Source organism: Thalassotalea profundi, from assembly GCF_014653195.1.
GTDB lineage: Bacteria > Pseudomonadota > Gammaproteobacteria > Enterobacterales > Alteromonadaceae > Thalassotalea_B > Thalassotalea_B profundi.
The window spans coordinates 146,712-161,557 of record NZ_BNAH01000009.1 but is presented as its reverse complement, the minus strand read 5'-3'; the positions used below and the strand labels follow the sequence as shown (position 1 = coordinate 161,557).

General features: G+C 37.4%; 15 protein-coding genes. 7 read left to right on the top strand and 8 right to left on the bottom strand.

The annotated features are described in order from the left end of the window. Positions 1-18: 18 nt before the first annotated feature. A complete protein-coding gene (gene rraA / locus IE155_RS12240) occupies positions 19-504 on the bottom strand; it encodes a ribonuclease E activity regulator RraA (protein WP_189378535.1) in 486 nt (161 codons plus the stop codon). Positions 505-798: 294 nt separating this feature from the next. Between rraA and IE155_RS12235 the strand changes: the two genes are divergently transcribed. Continuing rightward, positions 799-2,658, top strand: a complete 1,860-nt coding sequence (locus tag IE155_RS12235; protein WP_189378534.1) for a methyl-accepting chemotaxis protein — start codon at positions 799-801, stop codon at positions 2,656-2,658. 83 nt (positions 2,659-2,741) lie between these two features. Here IE155_RS12235 and hslU read toward each other — a convergent pair whose 3' ends face one another. The 4 genes from hslU to priA form a co-directional block, all read right to left on the bottom strand. Next, positions 2,742-4,070 (bottom strand): ATP-dependent protease ATPase subunit HslU, encoded by a 1,329-nt coding sequence (gene hslU / locus IE155_RS12230; protein WP_189378533.1) that lies wholly within the window; start codon positions 4,068-4,070, stop codon positions 2,742-2,744. 35 nt (positions 4,071-4,105) lie between these two features. Next, complete coding sequence (gene hslV / locus IE155_RS12225) at positions 4,106-4,624, bottom strand: ATP-dependent protease subunit HslV (RefSeq protein WP_189378532.1); 519 nt, start codon at positions 4,622-4,624, stop codon at positions 4,106-4,108. A 90-nt stretch (positions 4,625-4,714) separates the two neighbouring features. After that, positions 4,715-5,260: an SPOR domain-containing protein gene (locus IE155_RS12220; RefSeq protein ID WP_189378531.1), complete on the bottom strand. Its 546-nt coding sequence runs from the start codon at positions 5,258-5,260 to the stop codon at positions 4,715-4,717. A 100-nt stretch (positions 5,261-5,360) separates the two neighbouring features. Beyond that, entirely contained in the window at positions 5,361-7,568 is a 2,208-nt protein-coding gene (gene priA, locus IE155_RS12215) for a primosomal protein N' (protein WP_189378530.1), read from the bottom strand. Positions 7,569-7,818: 250 nt separating this feature from the next. Between priA and rpmE the strand changes: the two genes are divergently transcribed. The 6 genes from rpmE to alr all read left to right on the top strand — a co-directional run bounded on the left by rpmE (position 7,819) and on the right by alr (position 12,861). Beyond that, positions 7,819-8,031 (top strand): 50S ribosomal protein L31, encoded by a 213-nt coding sequence (rpmE, locus tag IE155_RS12210; protein ID WP_189378574.1) that lies wholly within the window; start codon positions 7,819-7,821, stop codon positions 8,029-8,031. Between the two features lie 147 nt (positions 8,032-8,178). Further along, complete coding sequence (locus tag IE155_RS12205) at positions 8,179-8,733, top strand: RNA polymerase sigma factor (RefSeq protein WP_189378529.1); 555 nt, start codon at positions 8,179-8,181, stop codon at positions 8,731-8,733. After that, positions 8,733-9,239, top strand: a complete 507-nt coding sequence (locus IE155_RS12200; protein WP_189378528.1) for a hypothetical protein — start codon at positions 8,733-8,735, stop codon at positions 9,237-9,239. Before IE155_RS12205 ends, IE155_RS12200 begins: the two co-directional genes overlap by 1 nt. A gap of 15 nt (positions 9,240-9,254) precedes the next feature. Next, positions 9,255-10,202 (top strand): DUF4097 family beta strand repeat-containing protein, encoded by a 948-nt coding sequence (locus IE155_RS12195; RefSeq protein WP_189378527.1) that lies wholly within the window; start codon positions 9,255-9,257, stop codon positions 10,200-10,202. Between the two features lie 155 nt (positions 10,203-10,357). Then, entirely contained in the window at positions 10,358-11,776 is a 1,419-nt protein-coding gene (gene dnaB, locus IE155_RS12190) for a replicative DNA helicase (protein ID WP_189378526.1), read from the top strand. A gap of 14 nt (positions 11,777-11,790) precedes the next feature. Further along, positions 11,791-12,861: an alanine racemase gene (alr, locus tag IE155_RS12185; RefSeq protein ID WP_189378573.1), complete on the top strand. Its 1,071-nt coding sequence runs from the start codon at positions 11,791-11,793 to the stop codon at positions 12,859-12,861. A 33-nt stretch (positions 12,862-12,894) separates the two neighbouring features. Here alr and IE155_RS12180 read toward each other — a convergent pair whose 3' ends face one another. The 3 genes from IE155_RS12180 to IE155_RS12170 form a co-directional block, all read right to left on the bottom strand. Next, a complete protein-coding gene (locus IE155_RS12180) occupies positions 12,895-13,668 on the bottom strand; it encodes a PEP-CTERM sorting domain-containing protein (RefSeq protein WP_189378525.1) in 774 nt (257 codons plus the stop codon). A 192-nt stretch (positions 13,669-13,860) separates the two neighbouring features. Then, positions 13,861-14,277, bottom strand: coding sequence for a secondary thiamine-phosphate synthase enzyme YjbQ (locus IE155_RS12175; protein ID WP_189378524.1), 417 nt, complete (start codon positions 14,275-14,277; stop codon positions 13,861-13,863). A gap of 60 nt (positions 14,278-14,337) precedes the next feature. Next, entirely contained in the window at positions 14,338-14,802 is a 465-nt protein-coding gene (locus tag IE155_RS12170; protein ID WP_189378523.1) for a chemotaxis protein CheX, read from the bottom strand. Positions 14,803-14,846 lie beyond the last annotated feature (44 nt).

The window sequence follows — 14,846 nt, the reverse complement described above, 5'->3', positions numbered from 1 at the left end:
CTGACTTTTAATTCATCCTTAGTCTATATCAAGAGGTTCTGGCGATAAGATGATGCCGGTATTATCAACATAAATATGATCGTCAGGTAAAAAAGTAACACCACCAAAGTTTACAGCTAAATCATTGTCACCAATGTTTTCGTCAGTTGCACCTACAGGGATTGATACTAAACCTTGAATGCCTATTTCAATTTCTTCTAGCATATCTACATCACGTACGCTACCGTAACATACAATACCTTCCCAGCCATTTTTGGCAGCAACTTGCGCAATATCGTTGTCGATTAGCGCTCTACGAGTTGAACCGCCACCATCAATAACCATGACCTTACCTGTGCCTTCTGTTTCTGCAAGTTGAATAATTAAGCCATTATTCTCAAAGCACTTAATAGTGACTACTTGACCACCAAATGAACTTCTTCCACCATAATTACAAAAAATAGGCTCAACAACATCAATTAAGTCGGCGTAAATATTACATAATTCTGACGTATTATATTCCATGAGAATATCCTAGAAGGGTTAAATTATCACTTTAATTGAGTATAGCCTGACTACTTGTTGAATTAAATAGGTATATGCCATTCTTCGATAAATGAAAATAAAAAATACTAAAGAATATAAACCCTTAGCCGACAATATAGTTTATTTTTTATTTAGTTGAACAAAAATACAAAAAATAAGCCAATTTATGATAAATCATAAGCTTATATTTACGCAAAATTTCCATACATGACTATACTCAAATAGTTCATGCTTGATTTATTTCATTTTTAAACGTTTTAAGGTCAAATCTAGATGTTAATTAAACACAAACTAATCGCCAATACAGGGATATTAGTAATAGCGTTAATCTTTATGCTTGGATTGCTTACTTACTCAGTTAGTTCACTTGAAAAAGATATTGAAACTGCAAGAATTATAGGAAGTATAGAAATAGAGGTTTTACAGTTAAGGCGTGATGAAAAAGACTTTTTGGCGCGGAAAGAGCTTAAATATCATGATAACTTTACTCAAAAAACGCTTGAATTAAATAGTGATATCAAAACATTATCAAAAATATTTTTTGACCAAGATCAACAACAATCGGAGCTCAATACTTTAACGAAAGTCATTCGTGATTATAGTGATATTTTTAATGAAATAGTTGAGCAACAACAAATTATTGGCTTAGATTCTCAAGATGCTATGTATGGAGAATTAAGACGTTCGGTACATTCAGTAGAAGAGCTAATTGGTAATAGCGATTATAAATTATTAAGTGGTATGTTGCAGTTGAGACGTAGCGAAAAAGATTTTATGTTACGTTTAGACGACAAATATTGGGAACAATGGCAACAAGACTCATCAGAGTTTATTAATGATGTGCAAGCTAGTGAGTTAGACAGCTCTATTAAGTCGCAAATCATTTCGAATATGACAGGCTATAGCAACTCATTTTCTAAGTTAGTTGAAGCACAAAGAGCTATGGGATTTCAATCAGATCAAGGGTTAAGAGGAAAAATGCGTGCCACCGTGCACCAAGTAGATGAAGTGCTTGATCGAATTTTAGTCTCTAGTCGCAAAGGGGTTGAAGCACACGTAGAATCAGTTCAAACCGTTGCTTATACAGTTTTTATTGTTGTATTAATCATTGCCATTGGATTTGCCCTTTATATGAGTCGTAGCATTTTAACTGGCATTACAGGGCTTCAAAATAAAATGAATGAAGTTGCCGATACCAAAGATTTATCGATAGTTATTGAGTCTACATCAAATGATGAGCTGGGTAATATGGCTGATGTTTTCAATAAAATGATTGCCAGTTTTAGAAATTTAATTATTGAAGTAAACCATTCTGTGGACACAGTTAATGTTGCTACTCAGAACTTATCTGAGAATATTCATAAAGCCAATGAAGGGGTTGACTCGCAACTTCAACAAACTGACTTGGTTGCTACCGCAGTAACAGAGATGGTAGCCACGGTGGATGAAATAGCACAAAATACACAAGCAGCAGCAGATAAAGCGGATTTAACTAATCAAAATGCACTGAAAGGCAAAGGTGGTGTTGATGCTACTATTCGACAAATTGATGAATTATCAGCGAAACTAGTTGAATCTGAAGATGTTGTTCAAGAATTAGCAAAAGACTCTGATACTATCGCTTCGGTGTTAGATGTTATACGTGCTATCGCAGATCAAACTAACTTACTTGCACTTAATGCAGCAATTGAGGCGGCACGTGCTGGCGAGCAGGGGCGTGGTTTCGCCGTTGTTGCTGATGAGGTAAGAACACTTGCCAGTAGAACACAGGATTCTACACAAGAAATTGAAGGGATTATTAGCTCCTTACAAGTGCGAACAAAAGAAATTGTAACGCATATGGCGAGTTGTCGTACACAAGGACAAGAAAGTGCAGATCAAGCGGCTACTGCGGGAGCAATGCTTGAAGAGATCACACAAGATGTTTCAACCATAATGGATATGAATACAACCATTGCCGCTGCTATTCAAGAACAAAGCACTGTAGCTGCTGAGGTTAATCAACATGTTATTATGATACGAGATGTAGCGGAAGAAGCAGGTCAAGCATCGAAACAAAATTCGCACATGAGTGAAGAGCTTTCACAACAAGCTGAAGTACTAAATAAAGAAGTGAATCAGTTCAAAGTTTAGTTAAAGTGTAATGAAGCTGCTACATAATGAAAAACCGTAGTGTTGAGCACTACGGCTTTTCATTTATTTGAATAAATCTACAGTTATAAAATAAAGCGACTTAAATCTTCATTTTGTATTACATCACCTAAAATATTATTAACAAAAGCTTCATCTATTATTAATTCTTCACCAGATCTGTCATTAGCCGAATAAGAAATTTCTTCTGTCAGCTTTTCTAACATAGTGTGTAAACGTCTAGCGCCAATATTTTCAGTTGTTTCATTGACTTTCCAAGCGGCGTTAGCAATAGCTTTTATGCCATCATTACTAAATTTTATATGGAAGTTTTCAGTGGCTAATAGCGCAATATATTGCTCAGTAAGCGAGGCATTAGGCTCGGTTAAAATACGCACAAAATCATCGGCAGATAAGGCTTTTAATTCCACGCGTATTGGTAATCTCCCTTGCAATTCAGGTATAAGATCTGAGGGTTTAGACATTTGAAATGCTCCGGAAGCAATAAACAAAATGTGGTCAGTTTTAACCATACCATGCTTAGTACTTACTGTAGAACCTTCGATTAGTGGGAGTAAATCTCGTTGAACACCTTCTCTAGATACGTCAGGTCCTGAGCTTTCGCCACGTTTACAAATTTTGTCGATTTCATCAATAAATACAATACCATTTTGTTCTACTGACTCAAGGGCTTTCATTTTTACATCTTCAGGATTGACAATTTTCGCAGCTTCTTCTTCTTGAAGTGCTTTGAAGGCGTCTTTAATTTTTAGCTTACGTTTGGTTGTTTTTTCATTTGATAAGCTTTGAAACATATTTTGTAGCTGTGAAGTCATGTCTTCCATACCAGGAGGTGCCATGATTTCAACACCCATTTGCGGTGCTGCTAAGTCAATTTCTATTTCTTTATCATCGAGTTGACCTTCTCTTAATTTTTTACGAAAAGTTTGTCGAGTGCTGCTATTGTCTGACTTTTCATCGTTACCATAAGCATCGCGTACTGGTGGTAATAGAATGTCAAGAATACGCTCTTCTGCAGCTTCTTCTGCTAGATGCTTAACGCGAGTCATTTCCAACTCTTTAGTCATCTTTACTGCCATATCCGTTAGGTCACGGATTATGGTTTCTACTTCTTTCCCCACATAACCCACTTCAGTGAATTTAGTCGCTTCTACTTTAATAAACGGCGCGTTAGCTAGTTTAGCTAAACGGCGAGCAATTTCTGTTTTGCCCACGCCCGTAGGACCTATCATCAAAATATTTTTAGGGGTGACTTCAGCGCGTAATTCTTCATTTAATTGCATACGGCGCCAGCGGTTTCTTAATGCAATAGCAACGGCTCGTTTTGCATCACTTTGACCAACGATGTGGCTATCTAATTCGTGAACTATCTCACGAGGTGTCATATTCGACATTATTTATTCCTTATGTTTACCGGGCGACAGGGCGGTTAAAGTTCGTCAATGGTGTGTTGCTGGTTGGTAAATACACAGATATCACCAGCAATTTTTAACGACTTTTCGACGATCTCTTTTGCCGATAATTCAGTATTTTCTAGTAAGGCTAGTGCGGCTGACTGAGCAAAATTACCGCCACTACCTATAGCGATAAGATCATGCTCTGGTTGTACGACGTCACCGTTACCCGTAATAATTAATGATGCTGTTTCATCCGCTACAGCAAGTAATGCTTCTAGCTTACGTAAAGCGCGATCGCTACGCCAATCTTTTGCTAATTCTACCGCGGCCTTAGTAAGGTGGCCTTGATGCATTTCTAATTTACTTTCGAAGCGTTCAAATAAAGTGAATGCATCAGCAGTACCACCGGCAAAACCTGCGAGTACTTTATCGTTGTATAAGCGACGTACCTTACGTGCATTACCTTTCATTACCGTATTACCAAGTGAAACTTGGCCGTCACCACCGATGACAACTTTACCATTACGTCTTACAGAAACTATCGTAGTCACAATAAACCTCTATTCATTATCAGCCAAATGCCGATTAAACTCTATTGTTACTAGATAAGGGAATATATTAACTTTTCAAGGGGAAAAATGTTATTTCCATAATAACACTTGGCAGCGATTCACATTATTACTGCGTAATCTATGCTTATCTTTTTCAGCATTACGTTTTTTAGCATAAGGACCAAGGTAAACTTGATACCAAGTTGAGCTGGTACCTGGTGCTTTTCTGATGAGTGATTCTAAACCAACAAATGCAATATTAGCTCTTAAAACCTCGGCTTGTTTTTGAGTTCTAAATGAACCACATTGCAGTTTGTAAGGGCCTTTTTCCTCAACTTCATATTGCCCTTCTTCAACTTCTTTTGTTTTTAATTTTTCAAGATAATCCCATTTTTCCTTTGGCGGTTCAGGAAGCGTCGTTTTAGGTGCAGCTGTAAGGGTTTTTGTTTCAGTTGGGGTTTCAGCGGTATCGTTGATTTGCCATAAACCATAAGCAAAGGCAATGAGCGCGATCAAGGTAATAAATACAACCACTTTAAGCTTTGTTGAATCATTTGGTTGAGGTGGCTGCTTATTGCTTTTATAAGGATTGTTTTTTTTGTTTGTTTTACGCGAAACGTAGTCTTGGTGTGCCATTAATATAAATCACTACATAAAAGGAGAAAATAATGCTGTTGGCATTGTAACGAGTCATTTAGAAAATATCACGTATTTCAGTGTTAAAAAACATTTGTGTCTACCAACTCAAATCAAGTGGATCTATATCCATTGACCATCTGACTTTTTTTGCCCACTCGTTATTTTCGATATTGACGAGGAGTTGTGCTAATGCTTGATGTAAAAATGAGCGCTTTTTAGCTTGCAGTAATAAATGAAAACGATATTTTCCTGCTCGTTTTTCCATTGCAGCGGGCATAGGTCCAGCTACCTCACAATGTTCAAAATTAAGCGAGGCGATAGTTCGAAGAAATTTTTCAGGATAAGAGGGGAAATTTGCTTCAGCACGGATCAAAGCCTGATAACCAAAAGGCGGCAAACCTGCATATTGTCGTTCAAGCATAGCTTGTTTGGCGAAGTGACGATAGCCGTTATGCACTAAATCCTGTAAAAGCGGATGTTGTGGGTATTGGGTTTGTACGAGTACTTTACCTGGTTTACTTGCACGACCAGCTCTGCCTGCTACTTGGATAAGTAGTTGCGCCATATGTTCTGCGGCTCGAAAATCATAACTAAACAGTGCTCCATCAATATCGAGCATTACCACTAAAGTAACATCTGGGAAATGGTGACCTTTGGCTAGCATTTGTGTACCCACAAGTATTTGATGTTCTTTGTTTGTGACTTGTTTGAGTATTTTAGCTAGCTCGCCCTTGCGTCTCGTACTATCTCTATCAATTCTTATGGTTGAGAATTGTTTAAATTGTTCTTGTAAATGCTGTTCTATTTGCTCGGTGCCTTGACCGATAGGGGTTACTCTTATGCTGCCACATTCTGGACATTGTGAAGGCAGACGCTTTTGTCCTGCGCAATGATGACAAATGAGTAAGCCTTGACCTTTATGATAGGTATAAGGCTTATTACAACGTTGGCATTGAGCAATCCAATGACATTCTTGGCAATTAATAGCAGGCGCGAAACCTCTTCTATTAAGAAATACTAAAACTTGCTCTCCTCGTACTAAGGTATTGTTCATTTTTTCAAGTACAGGTTTTGCTAAACCAAAATTGAGAGGTTGGTTGGCAATATCGATTAAGGTAATTTTAGATTGAATGCTATTACCAGCACGTTGCGTGAGTTTATGATGCTGATATTTATGTTGTAACGCATTATTGAGTGTTTCAAAGCTCGGGGTTGCTGTACCTAAAACAATCGGTATGTTTAGCTGGCGAGCTCTCAGTATGGCAATGTCTCTCGCGTGATAACGGAAACTATCTTGTTGTTTGAATGAGCTGTCATGTTCTTCATCAATGATAATTAGCCCAAGTTTTTGTAGAGGGGTAAATACCGCAGATCTTGTACCGATGACAATTGCCGCGCAACCTAAATGAGCTTGTTGCCAAGTAATTAAGCGTTCTGCGTCATTTAGTCCTGAGTGATGAAGAAAAATAGGGACATTAAAGCGTTGTTCAAAACGCGATAATGTTTGAGGTGTTAGCCCAATTTCCGGAACTAGTACTAGCACTTGTTTGTTGCTGGCAATAGTTTGCTCCATAGCTTGCAGGTAAACTTCAGTTTTCCCACTGCCTGTTACGCCATCGATTAAATGGCAAGAAAAATGATCAAGCGAATTATCAATTGCTGAAACAATAATTGCTTGTTCGGTTGATAATGATAATTTATCTTTTTCATTTAAACCGTCTTGCCATTTATAAGTAGGTGTTACAACTTCCTTTTGTACTATTATTTTTTTTTGTTCGAGTGTGTTTAATTGAGATTTACTAAAACCTAGCGTTCTTAATTCACTCCAAGATAACCCATTATGCTGTAGTAGTAATTTGTATAACTGATATTGTTTAGGCGCTTTTTTAGTCATGCTAATGATATCGTCCTGATTAACTTCATTACATGAAAACCATTGCATGTTAGGTAGTGCACTTGGTGTATCTATTTTTCGCAATAAGGCGGGTAACGCTGTTTGCATTACTTCACCAATGGGGTGTTGATAATAGTTAGCACAAAGGCTTAAGAGTGCTAATAGAGAGCTAGGTAATTGAGTTTGCTCTTGATTAGCAGAAATAATAGTTTTGATTTTTTTAATATCAATATTGTCAGGTAATTGTTGATTTATATTAATAACAATAGCGATAACTGTTCGATGGGAAAAAGGTACAACGACACGTTGACCAACATGAATATCTGTTTGCGGAATACTCTCTGGTAGTTTATAAGTAAAAAGTTGGCGCATTGGTACAGGAATGGCCACTTGAATGAAATATTCCTGCACAAATTACCTATTAAATTGATCAGTTAACATTGGCTTATTTTGACGTTAACTGACAATAAAACCAAGAAATCATCACATTTATTTTTTTATTTCATGATTATTAGAGAAATGATTGTCAAAAAAGAGTGATTATAGAAGATAGTTACTTGCGATCTGTAAAGTGATGCATTATTATGCGCCCCCATTAATTTAAATTTGTATGGTGCTTGGCAAAGACCAAGTGGCGATACAGCCTATACAGAGGTTTCCCATGAAAGACGGTATTCATCCTAATTACGTAGAGTTCAAGGCAACTTGTTCTTGTGGTAACGTTATTACAACACGTTCTACACGTGGTAAAGATATTCACTTAGACGTATGTTCAGAATGTCACCCATTCTATACTGGCAAGCAAAAAGCTGCTGAGACTGGTGGTCGCGTTGATAAATTCAACAAACGTTTTGGTGCGCTTAGCAAGAAGTAATTTTTACTTTGCCAAGACAAAAAAGCGCTATTATGGCGCTTTTTTTGTGCCTAATATTTTTCTATAAGAAAAACTTATCTTTCATTTAAACCTTTTTCCGCGATACTACATCTAATCTAATACTATCAACGATTGAGCACTGCTTTTTTGGATACAGAAAAAATCATAAACGCCGAAGAGTTATTTAGCCAAGATAAAGAAGCTGAATGGATATTAGCGGCTAAAGAAGGTGATCAAAAAGCATTTCATCAAATATACATTCGATATCATAGACGTATGTACGCACTTTGTTGGCGAATGCTTGCGGACAAAAGTAGTGCAGAAGATGTTTGCCAAGAAATTTTTGTGCAACTGTGGCTGAAAATATCGAGTTTTTGTGGTGACAGTCAATTTTCAACTTGGTTACACAGTGTTGCTACAAATATTGTTCTGGGATATTTACGAAAACAAAAAAATTGGCTACAAAAAGTATTCAGTATTGAAGAACAAGGGGTACATGAGATAACCGTTGAAATGGCTGAACTTTCTGAGCTAGATAAACACATAATGCGTTTACCTGAACGTGCAAGATTAGTATTTGTTTTATTTGCTGTAGAAGGTTATCGACATGAAGAAATTTCGACTATGTTAGGTATGGCTGTTGGTTCTAGTAAATCTCAATATCATAGAGCTAGAAGTTTACTCAGAGAGTGGATGGATTGATGAACAATAGAAAAAAAACTGACCAAGAGTTAGAAGTAGAAATTACTCAGTTAAGTTCAGAAATAACCCCAACCAAAGATCTGTGGGTTGGTGTGGAAAGAGCAATTGCACATCAAGCGCAAGAAAGATCTAGCTCGATATTTAAAAGAAAAACACATTTAGCATGGGCAGCATCTGTGATTGCCGCTATCTTACTAACTTGGGGAGCACTTTATCCACAAACACAGATAAAGCAAGCACCTTCAAATTTAGCGTTAATGATGGAACAAAATTTTGAAAAAAATAAGCAGTTAATACTAACAAGTTATGGACAAAGTAGCTCCAAAGGGCTGTCTTCAGAGGCGCAAAAGCAATTAAAAGAATTAGCGTTAGCACGAACGGCTATAAATAAGGCACTTAAAGCGGATCCTTATAATAGTGATTTACTTAATTTATTGCGATGGACCCAGCAACAAGAATTAGACTTCTTGCAGCAGATATATAGCCCACAATGGCAAACGATTTAACAATAAGAGGTAGTTATGAGTAATGTAATAAAATTAGTTTTGCTTTTAATGGCGCTCGTTTCAACTATAAGTTATGCCGGTGATAGTGTAAATAAAACATTAGCCTTAAATGGCGCCAGTAAAGTTGTCATTGAGAATCAACGTGGCAAAGTTAATATTATTGAAAGTAATGATGAAAATGTGTCTGTTCAGGGGGAACTTGACGATAAAGCGCAAGCCTTTATTTTCGAGCACTCTGGCGCAACCATTATCATCAAAGTCGAGATGCCAAATAATCAACGTAGTTGGCGTAATGATAATGGCTCTAATTTAACAATTAAAATTCCCAATCATGTAAGAGTAAGTTTTAGTGGTGTTTCTTCTGATGTTAATATTGAAGGATTTAAACAAGGAGTTGATATTAAAACTGTCAGTGGCGAAATTACAGCTAGTCATTTAAATAACATCATTGATATCAACAGTATTAGCGGAGATATCGAAAGTAAAGCTTTGTCAGGAAAAATTCAAATCTCAACAGTGAGTGGTGATCTCGAAGATAAAAACTCATCAGGGCGAGTTTTTATTAAATCCGTCAGTGGTGGCGTTCGATCTAAAAGTAATGCAAGCGAAATATTGGTTGAGACAGTTAGTGGAGATATTGATTTAAAGCTAGCAGCTGTAGACGAATTAGATATTAGTACGGTCAGTGGTGATAACCAAACATACCTATCTCTTAATGAAAACGGATCAGTCAAACTTTCGAGTGTGAGTGGTGACTTTGATATTAAATTTGCTAATAACATTGAAGCAAACTTTCGTTTAAAAACTAATGCTGGCGGCTCAATTGAGAATATGCTGACCCTCGATAAAGCTGAACGAGGCAAATATACACCAAATGAAAAGCTTAATTTTACCACTGGTAATGGAAATGGTTCAGTAAAAGCAACTACAGTAAGTGGTGATATCAAGCTTAGTAAATTGTAGTTATGAATTAGCCAGCAACTCATCAATTATGTGTTACTGGCTAATTGTGTAAATATCACGTAATTTCTTTCTCCTACAAACAAATTTCTGCTACATTAGTCTTCTTCAAACTCGGTGTAAACTGAGCTTAATTTTTAGCCCATGTAGGTGTATAAATGGCGGATCGTAAGCCAACAAATTTCTCAAAAGATAAAAAGTTCTCACGAGATCAGCAAGTAGATGATTTAAAAGTCCCTCCGCATTCTCTAGAAGCAGAGCAGTCGGTATTGGGTGGATTATTACTTGATAATGAAACGTGGGATCGTGTGAGTGAAAAAGTCGTAGCACAAGACTTTTATTCACGTTCACATCGCATTGTCTATGAAACCATAGGCGCTTTAATTGAGCTAGGTGAACCAGTTGATTTAATTACGCTTTCCGAAGCCTTGGAGAATGACCAAAAGCTTGATGATGCTGGTGGTTTTGTCTATCTCGCGGAGATGATGAAAAACACTCCGAGTGCAGCCAATATTACTGCGTATGCTGAAATTGTTCGTGAACGAGCTGTGACACGTGAAATGATAAGTGTCGCTAATGAAATAGCTGAAGCTGGTTATGATACACAAGGGCGAACTAGTGCAGATTTACTCGACTTTGCTGAAACGAAAGTTTTTCAAATAGCAGAGCAAAGAGCAAATAAGTCAGAAGGGCCCGAAAATATTCATTCGGTTTTAGAGAAAACAGTCGATCGCATTGAAAAGCTTTATCAACAGCCGCATGATGGGGTAACCGGTGTATCTACGGGGTTTACCGACCTTGACAAAATGACCGCTGGTTTACAACCATCAGATTTAATTATTGTAGCAGCTCGCCCATCTATGGGTAAAACAACATTCGCAATGAACTTAGCTGAAAATGCAGCGATGACAGAAGATAAACCTGCTCTTATTTTTAGTTTAGAAATGCCTTCTGAACAAATTATGATGCGGATGCTGGCATCACTTGGCCGTATTGATCAAACTAAAATTAGAACCGGGCAGTTGGGAGATGAAGACTGGGCTCGATTATCGTCAACCATGGGATTATTGATCGAAAAAGGCAAAATGTACATTGATGATGCTGCGGGTTTAACGCCTACTGAAGTTCGCTCACGCGCTAGAAGAATTGCTCGTGATCACGGCGGCATTAGTTTAATTATGATCGATTATTTGCAATTAATGCGTGCCCCACAGTTTTCAGATAATCGTACTTTAGAAATTGCTGAAATATCACGCTCGCTTAAAGCCTTAGCGAAAGAGCTAGAAGTACCTGTTGTTGCTCTGTCTCAACTTAACCGTGGTTTGGAGCAGCGTTCCGATAAGCGTCCAATAAACTCGGATTTACGTGAATCGGGGTCTATTGAGCAAGATGCTGATTTAATTATGTTTATCTATAGAGATGAAGTTTATCACGATGATTCAGAATACAAAGGTATGGCAGAGATAATAATAGGAAAACAACGTAATGGTCCAATTGGGCGTGTGGCATTAACATTCCAAGGCCAATATTCACGATTTGACAATTATGCCGGTTCTCATGTTTTAGATGAAGACTAGTGACTTAAATGGTTATTACAACAGCAACAGCGACTATTGATTTATCAGCACTAGTTGATAACTTCACCAAGATAAAATCTCTTGCACCAGAATCTAAGGTTTTAGCCGTATTGAAAGCTAATGCGTATGGACATGGTTTAGAACGAATTGCTAGATCTCTCCCTCAAGCAGATGCTTTTGGGGTCGCTCGCATCGACGAAGCATTAGCATTAAGAGCTGATGGTATTGTTAAACCCATCGTTTTATTAGAAGGTTTTTTTGAACCACAAAATTTGCCTGTATTAGCGGTAAATAACTTACAAACAATCGTTCATAATGAACAGCAATTAAATGCTATCTGTAACGCTCAATTAGATCGTCCTTTAAAAGTATGGTTAAAAATAGATACTGGAATGCATCGACTCGGTATCGATGCAAGAGATTTTCCTCGATATTATCAACAGCTTTCACAAAGTAAAAATATTCAACAACCGATTATTTTAATGAGCCATTTAGGTTGTGCGGATGATAATAATAACGCTGACACTGATAACCAAGTTAGATTATTTGAGCAAACTATTGCCGGTACCAATAACGAATGTTCTTTGGCAAACTCAGCCGCAATTATTAATTACCCTGAATCCCATTACCAATGGATTCGCCCTGGACTTTTATTATATGGTGTGTCGCCATTACCTGAAGAGAATGAAACAATCACGGTTAACCCAGTAATGACTTTGCAATCTAGTGTCATTGCCATCCGCCATATTTCGGCTGGTGAAACTGTTGGATATGGTGCAACGTGGAAAAGTGATAAAGCCACTAAAATTGGTGTTATTGCGATAGGCTATGGTGATGGGTATCCAAGACATGCTGAAAATGGCACCCCTATATTGTTAAATGGTAGAAGAGTACCCTTAGTCGGTCGTGTATCGATGGATATGATTACGGTCGAATTAGGTATTAATTCAATGGACAAAGTTGGAGATGTTGCTACTTTGTGGGGTAATGGATTGGCTGTTGAAGAAATAGCGCGTTATTCGACAACTATTCCTTATGAATTATTATGCAATATTACCCGGCGTGTACAAATGACATTAAAATAATTTATTAGGGCATCTTTCGATGCCCTTTATTTATTATGCTTTTTTTGTTCTTAGGCCAAATAAGCCTAAAGCTAAAAGAATAAGGCTCGCGGGTTCTGGGACCTGCGTTGTGTCTCCAACTAAGACACTGATTTCTGTTTTAGCTACTTCTCGACCAGAAAAATCAAACGCTGATAGTGCGAAAGTATATGTACCGTCCATATTTGGATCGAAGTTGGGTAAAAACCAGTTGGGCTTCCATGAGTTTTGCGCCACACTATTGCTTAATATAGCAGCAGTATAATCTATGTTTGCGGTAGCACTAGTACAATCAACTTCTGAGCCAGCCCCATTTCCAGTAAACATATTACCTAAGGAGTGATCTGCACAAGGTACATTTATAACGTCAAATCCTTCATTATCATTAGGTCCAACCATACTCAGAAAAAAAGTATAGTCAGCTAACATTAAGGGGCCGGTATTTATAGACCATTCAAAGCTCCATTCACCAGTACTTGCATTAATTGTTTGACCGGAATTGAAGCTATACGTGCCATCGCCGTTACTATTATAAGTGTTTTGTGGTGCAAAACCATTAGCAGGATCGTGACGTAATTTAGCGCGTAGCCCTAATTCAATATTTTCAAGAATCCCTTGCGTGTCTATCAAAGTATATTGATCAGTGGTGAATCCACCATTGGTAACACCACTGCCCATAATTACATCAGGTGAAATGTTTTGATCATATAACAAACTGGCGCTTGCTTGCGGTATAGTAATCATCGTTGAAATGATAATTGCTGACTTAATAAAATTTTTTATATGCATGGGTAAACCTTATTGTTACGTCTGCTACGACATTTATTTTTGCAAAAGTAGCACATAAATATGCTACTGCAGTACAAAATAGTGCAATAACTAAGCCGATATAAGAAAATATATACATTACAGTCGGTTAATTTATTATTGAGAATTTTTTTTTAGCTATTGTAAAAAAAGGTGACACTTGTATAGAGTAAATTAGCCCTGAATTGTTGCAATTATCGTGCGACTACCAGCATGGTCTCTATGCTCGCCCAAGTAAATCCCTTGCCAAATACCTAGATTTAAACGACCATTACTAATTGGGATTGTGAGACTACTGCCTAATATACTTGCTTTTATATGTGCAGGCATATCATCATCACCTTCATAAGTATGCTGATAATAAGCGGCGCGTTCTGGTACAAAATGATTAAAGTGTGCTTCTAGATCTGAACGAACGGTGGGATCAGCATTTTCATTGATAGTTAAAGATGCTGAAGAATGTTTAATAAATATATGAACAATACCGATCTTAATTGACTTAATCACTGGTAAAGCATCAATAACATCTGCAGTTATCAGGTGAAAGCCTCTTGATTTTGGGCTGAGTTGAATTTCGTGTTGTAACCACATAGTTGTCGGTGAGAAAGTTAATTATAGCCAGAACCTATGCCTGGCCATGCTCAGCATTATTTACTTATCGAAACTAAATTCAATATAAGCTTTTCCATGAGGCGAGCTGAGTGGGATGATTACAATCGGTCCATCGGCTTTGTGTTTGATGGTGTGATCTTTACCTGATACAACCATAGGCGTTGCCATATCAAATTCGAACCCTTTTTCACTTAGCATGCGCTTAGCACCACCTGTAACCATATTCGTTATTTCGCCGACTAGATCTGTTATCTCATCATTAACTTCATCAGGAGCTTCCCCAACCATGCCTTTCATTGTGGCTAAAGCTAGTGGACCATCAAAAGTGATAGAAAGAGAGCCTTTTGTTTGCTCACTTACCATACCTATAAGCCCTGATACATCGCCCGCTGCTACTTCATTTTTCTTTAATCTAGGTTTTTCAGGTGTCAGTTCCATTTGTGCCATGGTTGACATTACGTTAAGCATCGAAGATAAAAACGGGTTAATAAACTCTACATTCATGAAGTTTTCCAAAACCTTAGTTAATACTAGTGAACTGATTTTGC